This window comes from Streptomyces sp. NPDC126503, assembly GCF_040302405.1.
GTDB classification, from domain to species: Bacteria; Actinomycetota; Actinomycetes; order Streptomycetales; family Streptomycetaceae; genus Streptomyces; species Streptomyces gulbargensis.
In genome coordinates this window covers 156,586-171,018 of the sequence record NZ_JBEORS010000011.1, presented here as the reverse complement: position 1 = coordinate 171,018, position 14,433 = coordinate 156,586, and the positions used below count along the sequence as shown (strand labels likewise).

The 14,433-nt window shown below is 75.2% G+C and carries 14 protein-coding genes; 6 read left to right on the top strand and 8 right to left on the bottom strand.

Annotated features, from left to right (window positions below; all coding sequences use genetic code 11):
• Positions 1 to 34: 34 nt before the first annotated feature.
• Positions 35 to 1,189, bottom strand: coding sequence for a DUF6777 domain-containing protein (locus tag ABTY40_RS17250; RefSeq protein ID WP_352060269.1), 1,155 nt, complete (start codon positions 1,187 to 1,189; stop codon positions 35 to 37).
• A 378-nt stretch (positions 1,190 to 1,567) separates the two neighbouring features.
• On the opposite strand from ABTY40_RS17250, the gene ABTY40_RS17245 reads away from it, so the two are divergent.
• From ABTY40_RS17245 to ABTY40_RS17235, 3 genes are read left to right on the top strand one after another with little or no spacing between them, the layout of a single operon-like run.
• On the top strand, positions 1,568 to 2,515 hold the full coding sequence (locus ABTY40_RS17245) for a YndJ family protein (protein WP_352060290.1): 948 nt from the start codon (positions 1,568 to 1,570) through the stop codon (positions 2,513 to 2,515).
• Entirely contained in the window at positions 2,512 to 3,075 is a 564-nt protein-coding gene (locus ABTY40_RS17240; RefSeq protein WP_352060268.1) for a DUF1990 domain-containing protein, read from the top strand. The genes ABTY40_RS17245 and ABTY40_RS17240 overlap by 4 nt, the downstream gene beginning before the upstream one ends.
• A 22-nt stretch (positions 3,076 to 3,097) precedes the next feature.
• Positions 3,098 to 4,522 (top strand): lipase maturation factor family protein, encoded by a 1,425-nt coding sequence (locus tag ABTY40_RS17235; protein ID WP_352060267.1) that lies wholly within the window; start codon positions 3,098 to 3,100, stop codon positions 4,520 to 4,522.
• A 121-nt stretch (positions 4,523 to 4,643) separates the two neighbouring features.
• On the opposite strand, the gene ABTY40_RS17230 is transcribed toward ABTY40_RS17235, so the two are convergent.
• From ABTY40_RS17230 to ABTY40_RS17220, 3 genes are all read right to left on the bottom strand, one after another.
• Positions 4,644 to 4,814 carry a hypothetical protein gene (locus tag ABTY40_RS17230; RefSeq protein ID WP_352060266.1) on the bottom strand — a complete coding sequence of 57 codons (171 nt, stop codon included), beginning with the start codon at positions 4,812 to 4,814 and terminating at the stop codon, positions 4,644 to 4,646.
• 292 nt (positions 4,815 to 5,106) lie between these two features.
• Positions 5,107 to 6,582, bottom strand: a complete 1,476-nt coding sequence (locus ABTY40_RS17225; protein ID WP_352060265.1) for an SDR family NAD(P)-dependent oxidoreductase — start codon at positions 6,580 to 6,582, stop codon at positions 5,107 to 5,109.
• 54 nt (positions 6,583 to 6,636) lie between these two features.
• Positions 6,637 to 7,350 (bottom strand): (2Fe-2S)-binding protein, encoded by a 714-nt coding sequence (locus ABTY40_RS17220; protein ID WP_352060264.1) that lies wholly within the window; start codon positions 7,348 to 7,350, stop codon positions 6,637 to 6,639.
• Between the two features lie 170 nt (positions 7,351 to 7,520).
• Here ABTY40_RS17220 and ABTY40_RS17215 point away from each other — a divergent pair, with 170 nt between their 5' ends.
• Together ABTY40_RS17215 and ABTY40_RS17210 are read left to right on the top strand one after the other, a co-directional pair.
• Entirely contained in the window at positions 7,521 to 8,288 is a 768-nt protein-coding gene (locus ABTY40_RS17215; RefSeq protein ID WP_352060263.1) for a carbonic anhydrase, read from the top strand.
• Between the two features lie 120 nt (positions 8,289 to 8,408).
• The gene (locus ABTY40_RS17210) at positions 8,409 to 9,389 is read left to right on the top strand and encodes a DMT family transporter (RefSeq protein ID WP_352060262.1); all 981 of its coding nucleotides are present in this window, start codon (positions 8,409 to 8,411) and stop codon (positions 9,387 to 9,389) included.
• Here the strand turns inward: ABTY40_RS17210 and ABTY40_RS17205 are convergent.
• The 4 genes from ABTY40_RS17205 to ABTY40_RS17190 form a co-directional block, all read right to left on the bottom strand.
• Positions 9,270 to 10,673, bottom strand: coding sequence for a transglycosylase family protein (locus ABTY40_RS17205; protein WP_352060261.1), 1,404 nt, complete (start codon positions 10,671 to 10,673; stop codon positions 9,270 to 9,272). The genes ABTY40_RS17210 and ABTY40_RS17205 overlap by 120 nt on opposite strands.
• Before the next feature lie 473 nt (positions 10,674 to 11,146).
• Positions 11,147 to 11,572, bottom strand: coding sequence for an aspartate 1-decarboxylase (gene panD / locus ABTY40_RS17200; protein ID WP_352060260.1), 426 nt, complete (start codon positions 11,570 to 11,572; stop codon positions 11,147 to 11,149).
• A gap of 129 nt (positions 11,573 to 11,701) precedes the next feature.
• Positions 11,702 to 11,983 carry a hypothetical protein gene (locus ABTY40_RS17195; RefSeq protein WP_352060259.1) on the bottom strand — a complete coding sequence of 94 codons (282 nt, stop codon included), beginning with the start codon at positions 11,981 to 11,983 and terminating at the stop codon, positions 11,702 to 11,704.
• A gap of 242 nt (positions 11,984 to 12,225) precedes the next feature.
• On the bottom strand, positions 12,226 to 13,065 hold the full coding sequence (locus ABTY40_RS17190) for a hypothetical protein (protein ID WP_352060258.1): 840 nt from the start codon (positions 13,063 to 13,065) through the stop codon (positions 12,226 to 12,228).
• A gap of 196 nt (positions 13,066 to 13,261) precedes the next feature.
• On the opposite strand from ABTY40_RS17190, the gene ABTY40_RS17185 reads away from it, so the two are divergent.
• Entirely contained in the window at positions 13,262 to 14,233 is a 972-nt protein-coding gene (locus ABTY40_RS17185; protein ID WP_352060257.1) for an acetylxylan esterase, read from the top strand.
• The last annotated feature ends 200 nt before the right edge of the window (positions 14,234 to 14,433 follow it).

The following is a 14,433-nucleotide window of genomic DNA, read 5'->3' as shown; positions in this document are numbered from 1 at the left end:
GCACCACGAAGATCCGTCGCACCACCGTCCCCCCTCACCCCGGGAAGGTCTCGGGCGGAACGTCGCCGGAGGAGTCCGGATACGGGTCGGTGGAGGGCTCCGGGTACGGGTCGGGCATCGGCGGCAGCCCGGGATCGGCGGGATCGGCGGGCGCGACCGGTTCGGCCCAGGGCTCGCCGGGGTCGGCCGGGTCCGGGACGACGGGCATGTCGGGGACCTCGGGGGTCTCGGGCATCGGCGGCACCTCGGGGTCGCCCGGCTGTTCCTCGGGCGCGGGCGTGCTCGGGTCCGGGGAGGTGGGGTCGGCTTCGGGCGGCGACGCCGGGTCGGAGGCGCTCGGATCGGGGGTGGTCGGGGCGGGTCGTGTCCCGTCGGAGGACGGGGAGTCGGGGGTCGGCGTGCCGGTCAGATGGCAGGTGTCGGGATCGCACGCCGGTGGCTTCGCGGGGGCGCGGTCCTCGTCGCCGTCGCTGCCGATCCGCCGTTCGACCCATCCGCCGTCGACGAGGTTCACGATGACCAGGCTGGTGACGACGGTGGTCGTCGGCCGGACCACGACGACCCGCTCGGGGTCGAAGCCGTTCCAGGGGTCGCCCCGGTGGACGCCGCCGGTGCCGGGGGCGGGGCCGCGGAGCGGGTTGCCGCAGGCGCAGCGGACGCGCGGGGCTCCGTACCGGTCGACGAGGACGGCCGTGCCGGCCTGGAGGACCGAGGGGAAGGCGGTGGCCTTTCCGTCGCGGTAGCGGTGGTTGGTGACCCGGGTGTCGACGCGCAGGACGACGGGGGTCAGCCCGCGCAGCCAGCCGCCGACGTGGGCCTCGGGGATGCCGGCGGCCTCGGCGAAGGCGCGGGTCCGGTCCGGGTCGGAGGTGAGGGAGCCGATCTGCCGCTCGACGTCGCAGCTGGCGCGGGAACGGACGCCGCCGTACAGGCCGGGGGTGGAACCGGTGACCTCGCGGGGCCCGCTCGGACCGGAGCTGGGAACGGGCGGAGGGGACGCCTGGGCCGTGTCCGTGCGGGCGGTGGAGGCGGTGAAGGGATCGGGACCGGGAGCGGCGAGGGGCTGGAGGAGGATGTCGTCGGCCGCCGCCGGGGAGGCCGCGCCGGCCGGTTGCCCTCCGCCGCCGGCGCGGTCGGCGGAGCAGCCGGCGAGGAGCAGGGCCGTGGCGGTCGAGACGGCGGCGAGCACGGCGCGGATGGTGGGGCGGCGCCTGCCGTGGGGGCGGGCGGGGGGTGTCGGGGGCGGGGCGGGGGTCGCCCGCGTCGGGGGTGTGGCTGAGGGCACCTGGTTCTCCCGTTGTCTCTCCCCGGCGCGCGTCCGGCGGCCGGCGCCCGGGTCACGGCCGGTCCTTCATGTCTGTCGCAGGGCGCCGCGCCCCGCAAGCGGAGGGCCGCCGACCGGGGCGCTTCGAGGATGACGCCCCCGGTCACCGGGCCGGCCGACGTGCTCCGGCCCGGCTCCCGCCGATTCCGAATCCCGACTCTTGAACACGTTCAAGAAAGGGCCTACGCTCGACCCGTCGGTTGAACGCGTTCAAGTCGAAGGTGGTGGTGTCGCGTGTCCGCGCTGTCGGTCCTCGTGAATCCGGTCGTGGCGCTCGGCATGCTGTGGGTCGTGCCGACCGGCCTCGCCCTCCTCGGCGGCCCCCGCCCACCGGCCCTGGACCGCATCCGGCGGGCCTGGCCGCTGCTCGCCCTGCCGGGCGCGGTCTGCCTGTGGCTCCCGCGCTCGGGGGCGGCGGTCGCCCTCGCCACCGTCTACGCCCTCGCCACCCTGGCCCTGGCGCTGCAGGCACCGGCCCGGCTGCTCCTCACCCGCTCCCTGCGGCCCCGCGAGATCGCCGTCCTCACCGCGCTGGCCTCGCCCTCCGTCGCCGGCACCGCGCTGGTCGCCGAACGGGCGGGGCATCCCCTGTTCGGGTTCAACCTGGACCTCCTGGCGCTGACCGTGCCGCACTTCCACTTCGCGGGGTTCGCCGCCGCTCTGGTCGCCGGGCTCGTCCACCGGACCTCGGACGGTCCCGCCGCCCGCTTCGCCGCGCTGAGCGTGCCCGCCGGAACCCTCCTCGTCCTGCTCGGCTACTTCGTGAACGACGGGACCGAACTGGCCGGCGCCGTCGTCCTGACGGCCGGGATGACCGCGGTCGCCGTGCTCACCCTGCGGGAGCGCCGGGACGTCGCGGCCGATCCCGGGACCCGGGCCCTGCTCGCCGTCTCGGCCCTGGTCCTCGCGGCGACCATGGCGCTCGCGCTCAGCTGGGCGCTGGGCGAGGCGACCGGACTGCCGCACCCGAGCCTGACGTGGATGGCCGCCACCCACGGCCTCGGCAACGCCCTCGGCTTCGCCGTCTGCGCCCTCCTCGCCCGGCGACGCCTCCTCACGGAGCACGGCGCCCGCCCCGGGAGCGGTGAGGACCCGGGACCCGGCCCGGCACCCCTCCCCTCCCCCGCCCCGCACGCCGACCCCTGTCCCGCCCGTGATCCGCACCGTGACCGATCGGAGCTTCCGGCATGACCCGCCTCCTGCACGACCTCGCCCGTCCCACCGGCCCCGCCCGCCGGGCCGAGCCGGCCCTCACCTACCGCGAGGTGGGCGCCACCCGCACGCCGGACGCGCTGCCCCGGGGCTACCACCATCTGCGCCACAGCGCGGTGGTCGGCCACGGGCCCGCCGCCTTCGCGGCCGCCCGGGAAGCCGTCACCACCTGGCGGCTGCACCGGGCCTCCGGCGCGCGGGTCGACGCCGACGCCCGCCGGGCCGCCCCCGGCGCCCGGGTGGTGGTCTCCGCCGGCCTCGGCCGGCTGCGGCTGGGCGTGCCGTGCGCGGTGATCTGGACGGTGTACGAGGAGCGGCGGGCCGGCTTCGCCTACGGCACGCTGACCGGGCATCCGGAGTCCGGTGAGGAGTCCTTCGTGGTGGAGCTCGCCGGGGACGGGACCGTCCGGTTCACGGTCACCGCCTTCAGCCGTCCCGCCGCCTGGTACACGCGCCTCGGCGGGCCACTGGTCCCGCTCGCGCAGCGCGCGTACGCCCGCCGGCTCGGCCGGACGCTCCGCCGTCTCGTCCGGACGTGACACCGGGCCGATACTGGAGGCGATGGAGTGGTTCACCGCACCCGAGTACGGGCTGAGCCGGATCGTCTTCCAGCGGGGCCTGGCCGTCCTGTACTGCGTGGCGTTCCTGTCGGCCGCCCTGCAGTTCCGCGCGCTCATCGGCGAGCGCGGGATGCTGCCCGTACCGGAGTACCTGCGCCGGACGGACCCGCGCCGGACGCCCTCGCTGTTCCACTGGCGCTACTCCGACCGGCTGTTCGCGGCCGTGGCGTGGTCGGGTGCCGTGCTGGCGCTCGCGATGGCGGCCGGCGCCGGGGACGCCGTACCGCTGCCGGTCTCGATGCTGCTGTGGCTGCTGCTGTGGGGCGCGTACCTGTCGATCGTGAACGTGGGACAGACCTGGTACGCCTTCGGCTGGGAGTCGCTGCTCCTGGAGACCGGGTTCCTCGCGGTCCTCCTCGGCAACGACGAGACCGGGCCGCCCGTCCTCGTGCTGCTCCTGCTGCGCTGGCTGCTGTTCCGGGTGGAGTTCGGCGCCGGGCTGATCAAGCTCCGGGGGGACCGGTGCTGGCGGGATCTGACCTGTCTGCACCACCACCACGAGACACAGCCGATGCCCGGCCCGCTGAGCTGGTTCTTCCACCACCTGCCGGGGCCCCTGCACAAGGTGGAGGTGGCCGCCAACCACGTGGTGCAGCTCGGCGTGCCGTTCCTCCTCTTCGCCCCGCAGCCGGTGGCCACGGTGGCGGCCTGCCTGATGATCGCGACCCAGCTGTGGCTGGTGCTCTCCGGCAACTTCGCGTGGCTGAACTGGCTCACCATCGTGATCGCCGTCTCGGCGGTGGACGCCTCTCCGCTCACCGGGGACCGTCCGGGGTCCGATCCCCCCGTCTGGTACGTGGGGCTGGTCCTCGCCGTGACCGTGCTGGTCCTGGTTCGCAGCTACCGCCCGGTGCGCAACCTGCTCTCGCGCCGGCAGGTGATGAACCGCTCCTACGACCCGTTCCACCTGGTCAACAGCTACGGGGCTTTCGGCACGGTCGGCCGGGTCCGGTACGAGATCGTCGTCGAGGGCACCGACTCCCCCGTCCCGGGCCCCGGCGCGGTGTGGAAGGAGTACGGCTTCAAGGGCAAGCCTGGCGACCCGCGCCGGCTGCCCCGGCCCTTCGCCCCCTACCACCTGCGGCTCGACTGGCTCATGTGGTTCGCGGCCCTCTCGCCCGGCTACGCCGAGGGCTGGTTCGGGCCCTTCGTGGAGCGGCTCCTGGAGGGCGACCGGGACACGCTGCGGCTCCTCGGGCACAACCCCTTCCCGGACGCCCCGCCCGTGCACGTCCGCGCCCGGCTGTACCGCTACCGGTACACGACCTGGCGGGAGCTGCGGGAGACCGGGGCGTGGTGGCACCGCGAACTCGTCCGGGAGTACCTGCCGCCCACCCGGCTGCGCAAGCCCGCGGGACGGGAATGAACGGCGGACTATCCACGCGGTGCGGCGCCCGGACGCGCCGGTGCCCCCGCCCGGGTGGGCGGGGGCACCGTACGGCGGCCGTCGAGGACCCGCGCCCGGGCGGCGGGCCGGTCGTGGCGGATCAGTCGATGCCGGGCAGGATGTGGGGCTCGGCGAGGTCGTCCTCGTAGCCCGCGAGCCGGATCGGGGCCGAGCGCGCCCAGACTTCGAGGCTTCCCAGCTCGCCCTTGCGGCGGCTGGACTCGGCTTGTTCGGACGGTCGCGGATCCTGCGTGGTCAGTTCAGTGGTCACCGCGCACTCCTCTGTGTCGCGTATGGGGGAGGACAGGGCCGGTCGGTCGCGGTGGCGCCGTTGATCGGGCGGGGCCGCGGCCTTGGTGGCAGGCCAGTCCCCCGGAAGGCCGTGAGGACGGTGTGTCTCCTCGGTGGCCGACCGTGGACATCAGAGTAACCAAATGAGCGGGGCTGCGCTCTGGCGGGCTCGAAAGTGTGACGCGTTCGGGTGAAGTCAGCCGAAAAGAGCGCTCCGCCGGCGGGCGGAACGCTCTTTCGGGACATGCGTGGGTGACGGCGGGACGGGCGCCCTACCAGTTGGCGGGCGCGTAGTCCTTCAGGAAGACGCCGTACAGGTCCTCGCCCGCCTCGCCGCGGACGACCGGGTCGTAGACGCGGGCGGCGCCGTCGACCAGGTCGAGCGGGGCGTGGAAGCCGGCCTCGGCGAGCCGCAGCTTGTCGAAGTGCGGGCGCTCGTCGGTGATCCAGCCGGTGTCCACCGAGGTCATGAGGATGCCGTCGGTCTCGAACATCTCCTGCGCGCTGGTCCGCGTGACCATGTTCATCGCGGCCTTGGCGGCATTGGTGTTCGGGTGGCCGGCGCCCTTGTAGCCGCGGCTGAAGACGCCCTCCATGGCGGAGACGTTGACGATGTAGGAGCGCTTGCTGGACGCCTTCCGCGCGGCCTCGGCCATGACCCCGCGCAACTTGCTGATCAGGATGAACGGTGCCGTGTAGTTGCACAGCTGGGTCTCCAGCAGCTCCACCGGGGAGATCTGCTCGATGCTCTGCACCCACGTGTTGGACTCGACGACGTCCGGCAGGAGGCCGCCCGCGTCGATGGCCGTGCCGTCGAGGTGCCGCTCGATGCTGGCGTTGCCGGCGACCAGGGCGAGGTCGGCGACCTTCTGCGCCTCCAGGCCGCTGGTGCCCACGGGCAGCGCGGCGAGACCGTCCACGGCGCCGGAGTTGAAGGCGCCGATGACGTGGTGGGCGGGCAGCTCGCCGGCGGGCAGCGGCGCGCTCTCGCCCTCGACGAGCGCGGCGTACGCGGAGGGGAGGCGGCGCACGGTCTGCGTGGCGTTGTTGATGAGGATGTCCAGCGGACCCGCGCCCGCGACCTGCTCGGCGAGGGCGACGGCCTGGCCGGGGTCACGCAGGTCGATCCCGACGACCTCCAGGCGGTGCATCCAGTCCGCGGAGTCCTCCATCGCCTTGAAGCGGCGGATGGCGTCCTTGGGGAAGCGGGTGGTGATGGTGGTGTGGGCGCCGTCGCGCAGCAGCCGCAGCGCGATGTACATGCCGATCTTGGCACGGCCGCCGGTGAGCAGGGCGCGCTTGCCGGTGAGGTCGGCGCGGGCCTCGCGCCGGGCCCGGTTCTCGGCGGCGCACCGCTGGCAGAGCTGGTGGTAGAAGTAGTCGACCTCGACGTACCGCGTCTTGCACACGTAGCAGGACCGCGGGCGCTGGAGTATGCCGGCGATCCGGCCTTCCTCGGTGGCCGAGGACGGCAGGATGCCCTCGGTCTCGTCGTCGATGCGCTGGGCGGAGCCGGTGGCGGTCGCCTCGGTGACGGCCCGGTCGTTGGCGGTCTTCGCAGCGCGGCGCTCCTGGCGGCGGCGCTGCTTGACGGTGCGGTAGATGCCGGCGGTGGCGCGCCGGACGGCGATCGCGTCGGGGTGGTCGACCTCCAGCTTGTCGAGCTCCTCCAGGACGCTCAGGCAGACGGCCAGGCGCTCGGGGTCGATGCCCGGCCCGTAGTCCTGGGTTTCTTCGGTCACCGTCATGGCCTTCGTCGTTCCTCGATCGCTCGTGCCGTCACTGCTGTCGAAGACGCAACTTTACGGAGCGGGGGGCCGTGCCTCCAAACCCGTTCGGGGGGCGTGGTCGAAGACACAGTCGCCGCACAGGCCGCCGCCGGGGGCCCGGTAGTAGAGGCAGCAGCCGGTCCGGCGCAGGTGCGGACCCCGGAGGGTTCCGGCGAGGTCGGGGTGGTCGAGGAGTCCGGCGACAAGGGAGGCGGCCCGCCCGGCCGCGTCGGGGCGGTCGTGGGCCCGCGCCCAGCGGATCAGTTCGCGCAGGGCTCCGGCGAGGGCGGAGGCGGCGTTGCCCCACAGGAGCCGGGGCGAGATCCGGCCGTCGCGCAGCAGCGCCGCGTGGAGCGGGACGAGGTGGGCCTCCTGGACGGCGGCGCGCAGGGCGGCGACGGTCGCGGGGAGGGTGGCCGAGCCGGACCACCAGAGGTCGTCGGGGGCGGTGAGGGCGCCGTCCCAGTGGAGGGCGGCGGGGTCGAGGCCGGGGAAGCGTCCGTGGAGCGCGGCCGGTCCGAGCGCCGTGGACCAGAGCCGGGCGGCGAGCCCGAGGTGGGCGGCGGAGGCGGCGACGCGCCGCTCCGGGGTGCCGAGCCGGGCGGAGACGAGGTCCACGCGCGCGGTCAGCGGGCCGTCGTGTCCCGCGTACAGCAGGGCGAGGGGGCGGTGCGCCCCGCCGCCGGGGGGCGGCGCGGTCCGCAGGGTGAAGAAGCCGCCCGGCGACGCGCTCCCGTCGGTGTCCACCGCTCCCGTCTCCTCCCCCGCCCGGACGTCCGGGGCCTCGTGCCGCTCTCTTCCCGCCGCTCACGGCGGTGGTGCGTCCCCGCCGCCGCTCCTGCCGCTCGAGGGCAAGGCTTGGTCATGGGTTGCCCAAGCCGGTGCGCCGGCGCGGAGCCCACCGTAACGCTCGGGGCATGACTCGCCTGACTTCTTCGACGTCCTCGGTGCCCTCGCCCTCCTCCGTTCCCGCGCCGTCCCCCGCCGGTCCGCCGGTGGGCGGCGGGCGGCGCGGGGTGCTCGCGCTGGGTCTCGCCGCCCTCGCCTCCGCCGCCGCCGTGCCCGTGGCCCGGGCCGGTGCCGCTCCCCGCGTGACGGCGGCTCCTCCCGGGCCGCGGGGGGCGGCCCGGGCGCTGGCGGAGCTCCGGGCCGGCAACGCCCGCTTCGCGGCGCTGCGGCAGCGGCACCCGCACGAGGACGCGGGCCGCCGGTCGGCGGTCGCCGTCGCGCAGCACCCCTTCGCCGTCGTCCTGGGCTGCGTCGACTCGAGGGTCCCTCCCGAGCTGGTCTTCGACCAGGGGCTCGGTGACCTGCTGTCGATACGCACGGCGGGCCAGGCCCTCGACGAGGCGGTCCTCGGGTCGGTCCAGTTCGGTGTCGAGGAGCTGGACGTGCGGCTGGTCGTGGTGCTCGGTCACGAACGGTGCGGGGCGGCGACGGCCGCCGTGGAGTACGTACGGACGGGGGTGCCGGTGTCGGGGCATCTCGCGCGCGTCGTGGAGGAGCTGGCGCCGGCCGCCCGCGCGGCCCGGGGGCTGCCCGGGGACTGGGTGGAGAACACAGTGCGCTGCCATGTGGACCGGGTCAGGACCCGGCTCGCCGGGGACGCGGCGTTCTCCGGGGCCGAGGTCGTCGGCGCCCGTTTCGACCTGGAGACCGGGAGGGTCGCGTTCCACCCGTCCTGACCTGCGGCGGCGGGGCGTACGCCCACGGGTGTACGGGCGGCCGGCGTACCGCGTCGGCGGTACGGCGAAGGCGTTCCCGGGGACGACGACGGAAGCGCCCGGAAGAGGGACCGTGGAGGCATGAGTCCCCTTCTGGCCTCCGTCCTCCTGTCGCTCGTCTCGGCCGTCGCCTACGCCTGCGCCGCGATCGTGCAGGAGCGGGTCGCGGACGGTGCCGCCGGTCCGCGCTACGCGCCGCTGCGCCGGCCGGCCTGGTGGGGGGCGGTGCTGCTCAGCGGTCTCGGGGCCGCCCTGCACGTGGTCGCCCTCGCGTACGGTCCGCTGAGTGTGGTGCAGCCGCTGGGCGCCCTGACGATCGTGTGCGCGCTGCCGCTGGCGGCCCTGCTGGTCGGGCGGCGGGCCGGGGGCCCGGCGTGGCGCGGGGCGCTGATGACGACCGCCGGTCTGGCCGGGCTGCTGAGTCTCACCCGGGGCGCCGGGACGCGGCTGCCCGCCGACGGGCAGCGGTGGGTGCTCGTCGGTGTGGCCTGCGGAGTGGTGGTTCTCCTCTTCGCGGCCGCCCACGCGGTGCGCGGGCCGGTGACGCGCGGCGTGCTCCTCGCCTCGGCGGCGGGCGTGGCCTTCGGCATCGCCTCGGTCTTCACCAAGGCCGTCGCCGAGGAGTGGTCACCCGGCGCGCCGCTCGCCGAGTGGACGGGGCTGCTCGTCCTGTCGGCGCTCGCCGTGACGGGACTGCTGCTGTCCCAGGCCTCGTACCGGGGCGCCGGGCTCGCCGCTCCCCTGGCGACGGTCACGGTGGTCAATCCGGTGGCCGCGACGGCGGTCGGTCCGGCCCTGTTCGGGGAGGCGTTCCGGTTCGGCGCGGCCGGCACGGTGGCCGCGCTGGTCTCCGGGGCGGTCGCGGCGGGCGGGCTGGTGCGTCTGACCGCGGGCCGCCCGGCGCCGGCCGTACCCGCCGTGCCGTCCCCGCGCCGGGGGGTGTCAGATGGCGACCCCCCGGGCCCTGAGGTAGGCGAGGGGGTCGATGTCGGAGCCGTAGCCGGGACCCGTCCGGATCTCGAAGTGGAGGTGCGGTCCGGAGCTGTTGCCGGTCGATCCTGAGCGCGCGATGCGCTGGCCGCCGTGGACGCGCTGGCCGTCGCGGACGGAGAGCGCCGAGAGGTGGGCGTACTGGCTGTAGCGGCCGTCGTCGTGCCTGAGGACGATCTGGTAGCCGTAGGCGCCCGCCCAGCCGGCGGAGACGACCCGGCCGTCGGACACGGCCCGGACGGTGGTCCCGGTGGGGACGGGGAAGTCGACGCCGGTGTGGTAGCCGCTGGACCAGGAGGAGCCCTGGACGCGGTAGCGGGTGCCGATGTCGGCGGCGACGGGGGACGCGTACCGGTCCTCGCGGGGCGGGGTGGCGGGGCGCGGCTTGGGAGCGGCCGGGCGGGGTTTCGGCTTGGCGGCGGGCCGGGCCGGCGGCTTGGGGGCCGGTTTCGGAGCCGGCTTCACCTCGGGCCGCGCGGTGGGGCGGGAGGCGGGCCGGGGCGCGGGTTTGGTGGCGGGCTTCGTCGCGGGTCGCGTGGCGGGCCGGATCTGGGCGCCGGGCTTCCCGGCGGCGGGCGGCCGCGTGGCGGGGGTCCTGGGGGGCGCGGGCTGCGGTGCCGGGGGGGTGGCGGCCGGCGGTTTCGCCGCGGGGGCGGGGGCCGCCTTGGGGGCCTTCGGGGCTTTCGGCGGGGCGGCGATGCGGAGGGTGAGGCGCTGTCCGGGGTGGATGAGGTCGGGGTCGTCCCCGACGACGGTCCGGTTGGTGTCGTACAGGCCCTTCCAGCCGCCGCGGACGCGTTCCTCGCGGGCGATCTTCGACAGGGAGTCGCCGGATGTCACCGTGTACATCTCGCGGAGGGCGGGCACGGTGGTCGGTCCCGCGGCCGCGGTACGGGTGGGTAAGGCGCGCTGGGCGGGCAGGGACGCGGTACGGATGTCGTTCCCCGCCGGTTCCGCCGCCGCTCCGGCCACGGGTCCGCCCCGGGCGAGGCCGGCGCGGGGTCCGCAGTGGGGCCAGGCGTCCGGCCCCTGCCCCTTGAGGACCCGTTCGGCGACGGCGATCTGCTGGTCCTTGGAGGCGAGATCGGCGCGCGGGGCGTACCGCGTGCCGCCGTACCGCTCCCAGGTGGACTGGCTGAACTGGAGTCCGCCGAAGTAGCCGTTGCCGGTGTTGATGTGCCAGTTGTGCGAGGACTCGCAGCCGGCGACCTTGTCCCACACGTCGAGCGAGGCGGCCTCGGCGGCGCCCGCGCCCATCAGGGGCAGCGCCATCCCGGCCCCGCCCGCGGTGACGGTGAGCGAGGCGCGGTTGAACCGGCTCGGCTGGTGACGGCGGTGACGTCCGCGTACGGCCATGGGCCCCCCTTGAACACAGCAGCGGCGGTCCAAGTTAGGGGTGGCGCACACCGCGTGACAAGGGGCGCACGGAATCTCAAGCGGCTTCCGTCATCTCGGTGTTGACGTCAGAAGGCCGGCCCGGCCGGTTCCGCGGGCCCCGGCTGGGGCTGAGGCTCGGGTTCCGGTACGGGTCCGCCGGGCTGGGGTGCCGGCCCGGGCTCGGGGTCCGGTGGGACGGGAACCGGGTTCGGCGGGGGAACGGGCGGGGGCGCGGGCACCGGCGGTGGGATCGGCGAGGGCGGCAGCGGGTCGGGGTAGGGGTGGGTCATCACGGGCCTCTCGTCGGACGGTCTGCCTGCCTCCAGGGTGGCCCGGGGTCCGCGCCGCCGCCCGCCGGACCCGCCCCTTCGGGTCGGGCGGCCGCCCGTTCCCGCGCGGGAACGGCGGAGCCGTCGTCGCGGCCGGCGCGGCGACGGCTCCGCCGGGGTGACTCAGTCCTGGGCGGGCACGGCGTGCGGCGGGCGGACCGTGTCGGAGCCGGGGACGGGGGCGGAGGCGTCCGCGCCCAGCTCCACGATGCGGTTGCCGGCGTCGACGTGCACCACGCGCGGCACGAAGGAGCGGGCCTCGGCGTCGTCCATCTGCGCGTAGCTGATGAGGATGACCAGGTCACCGGGGTGCACGAGGTGTGCGGCCGCGCCGTTGATGCCGATGACGCCGGAGCCGCGCTCGCCCTCGATGACGTACGTCTCCAGACGGGCCCCGTTGTCGATGTCGACGATGTGCACGAGCTCGCCGGGCAGCAGGTCGGCCGCCTCCATGAGGTCGGCGTCGACGGTGACGGAGCCGACGTAGTGCAGATCGGCCTGGGTCACGGTGGCCCGGTGAATCTTCGACTTGAACAGCGTACGCAGCATGGAAAGACTCCCGAAATAGGCTCCCTGCCTGCGATTCTGCAGGTCAAGGGCGGTCTCCTCAGCCTACAACGAGGGGGGTGGGGAGGGCAGTGTTCGTCTGATCACTCCGGCGCCCCACGGCCGGTCGCCTCAGGCCCCGTTGACGGCGAGGAGGCGGGCGGTGCGGGGGCTGGCGCCGGGGAGGGAGATCGGGATGCCGAGGCCGGCGCACATGCGCTGGGCGCGGGCGAGGGCGCTGAGGGTGGCCGGGGTCGGGTCGGCGGTGGGCAGGTCGATGACGACCCGGGCGGGGCGGTGCGACTGGACGAGGGCCTGGATCTGGAGGGCCGCCGCGGCGCGGTTGGTGACGTCGAGGTCGCGGGCGAGCGCGACGTGCAGGACGTCGTGGCGAACGGCGTGGCTGATGAGCATGGTGTCCCTCCGCGCAGGACGACGGGGGCCCGTGGCGGGGCCCGGGCGCAGTCGTCCGAGGATGCCACGGAGTGCGCCGCGCGGCCGTCCGGCGCGGCGGGACACGCGCTCCGGTCCGTCAGCGGGCGGTGACGGGGGGCCGGGCGCCTGGGCGTACGGGGCGGGGTGCGGCGGGGACGTACGGGGAGGGCCGCCGCACCGGACGGCCGAGGCGCCCCGGAGAGAGGAGGCGGGGCCGGGGGTCAGGACGGGCCGGGGGTGGCTCGGGACCGGCCACCGGACAGCAGGAGGAGACAGACGCCGGCGGCGAAGGCGACGATGAACGCCCCGGTGACGACGCCGGCGGTGTCCGTGGCGACGTGGCGGGTCTCGGTGGTGGCGATGTCGGAGCAGTCGCCGACGCGACCCTGACCGCCGATCTCGCGGCAGCGGTCGTTCGGCTGGACGATCCCGCCGCCGAAGACCAGGACCTCCTTCTCGCCTCCGAGGTTCTGGACGACGACGAATCCGCCCAGGAGGAGTCCGCCGACGAGGAAGGAGAGCGCGAACGCGACAGGGCGGGGTCCGCGCGGGCGGGCGGCTGCCGCGGCGCGTTCGGCGCGGCTCGGCGGCGGGGTGTACGTGCCGAGCCACTGGCGGGTGGGGCGCGCCCCGCAGAGAAGGATGACGGCCAGGGAGACGAGGAGGACACCACCGAAGCCGGCCGTGCGCGCCCACCACTCCTCGCGCGGGGTGCCGGTGTCGAACAGGCTGTTGGAGAGGGCGACGGCACACAGCCCGAGGGGGACGACGAGCAGCGCCTTCACCAGGGAGGCCGAGTGCGCGGTGCCGCGCAGGATGCCGGCGCCGCCGCGTGTGACGGCGATGCCCATGACGGTGATCAGGACGGAGATGACGACACCGACGACACCGAACAGCGCGCGGTTCTCGCCCTCGGGGGCGCCGGCCGTCCAGAGGGTCAGCCAGACCGCGCCGAGGACGCCGGTGGCGGTGACCGCCAGTCCGTACAGCAGGCCGGCGACGCCGGCGGCGGTGGCGAGACCGGGGCGGCGGCGCGAGGGAGGGGCGGAAGGCATCGTCATGGCCGAAAGTCTGACCACCCGGCCCACAGATCAGAACATCGTTCTAGAAAACTTTTCGTGTCGGTTCTGTCTCCACCCCGTCCCGCCGCCGGGGAGGCGGAAGCCGGCGACCCGGTGACGCTCACCCACTAGGGTGGGCCAGGCCGGAAGTGACCGGTCGACATGTCGAACGCGACCCTCACGACAAGGCGGATTCATGACCTGGTTCGACCTGCCCCTCGACGAACTCCGCGTCTACCGCAGCGCGTCGCGGGAGCCCGGGGACTTCGACGCCTTCTGGTCCGAGACCCTGGACGAGGCACGCGGCCACGCGCTGGACGCGCGGTTCGAGCCCGTCGCGACGGGCCTGTCGACGGTGGAGACGTACGACGTCACCTTCGCCGGTTTCGGCGGCCAGCCCGTGAAGGGGTGGCTCGTGCTTCCCTCCGGGACCACCGAACCCCTGCCCGCGGTCGTGGAGTTCATCGGCTACGGGGGCGGGCGCAGCCTCCCCCACACGCATCTCCTGTGGGCGTCGGCCGGGTTCGCGCACTTCGTGATGGACACCCGTGGCCAGGGCAGCGGTTGGGCGCCCGGCGACACGGCCGACCCGGTGGGCAGCGGGCCCTCGTTCCCCGGTTTCATGACGCGCGGGATCGAGGATCCGTCCACGTACTACTACCGGCGGCTCTACACGGACGCCGTCCGGGCGGTGGAGGCCGCCCGCTCCCATCCCCTGGTGGACGCGGCGCGGACGGCGGTGACCGGAGGGAGTCAGGGCGGCGGTATCACCATGGCCGTGGCCGGACTGGTACGGGATCTGGCGGCGGTGGCACCGGACGTACCGTTCCTCTGCGACTTCCCCCGGGCCATCACCGTGACCGACCGGGCGCCCTACCGGGAGATCGGCGACTACCTCAAGACGCACCGGGGCCGAGCCGAACGGGTGCGCAACACCCTGTCGTACTTCGACGGTGTGCACTTCGCGGCGCGGGCGACGGCGCCGGCGCTGTTCTCGACCGCGCTGGAGGACCAGACGTGCCCGCCGTCGACGGTCTTCGCGGCGTTCAACGCGTACGCGGAACCGGACAAGGCGATCGAGGTCTACGACTTCAACGACCACGAGGGCGGCGGCCCGTTCCAGCAGGCGGCGCAGCTGCGCTGGCTGCCGGAACGGCTGCGCGGCTGAACCGCGCGCCGGGCGGTGACCGGCGCTTCACGGGGGGGGGCGGGCGGCGAGCGGCCGGGGCCTCGCGCGGCGACCGGACGCACGAACCCGTCGAGTTCTCTCGGCGGGGCAGGACGCACGCATCCCGTCGAGGACTCCCGCGGAGGCACGGCCCCGGTGAGAGGCCGGGCGGCCGGCGGGCCGCCGGCGATGAGGCACCG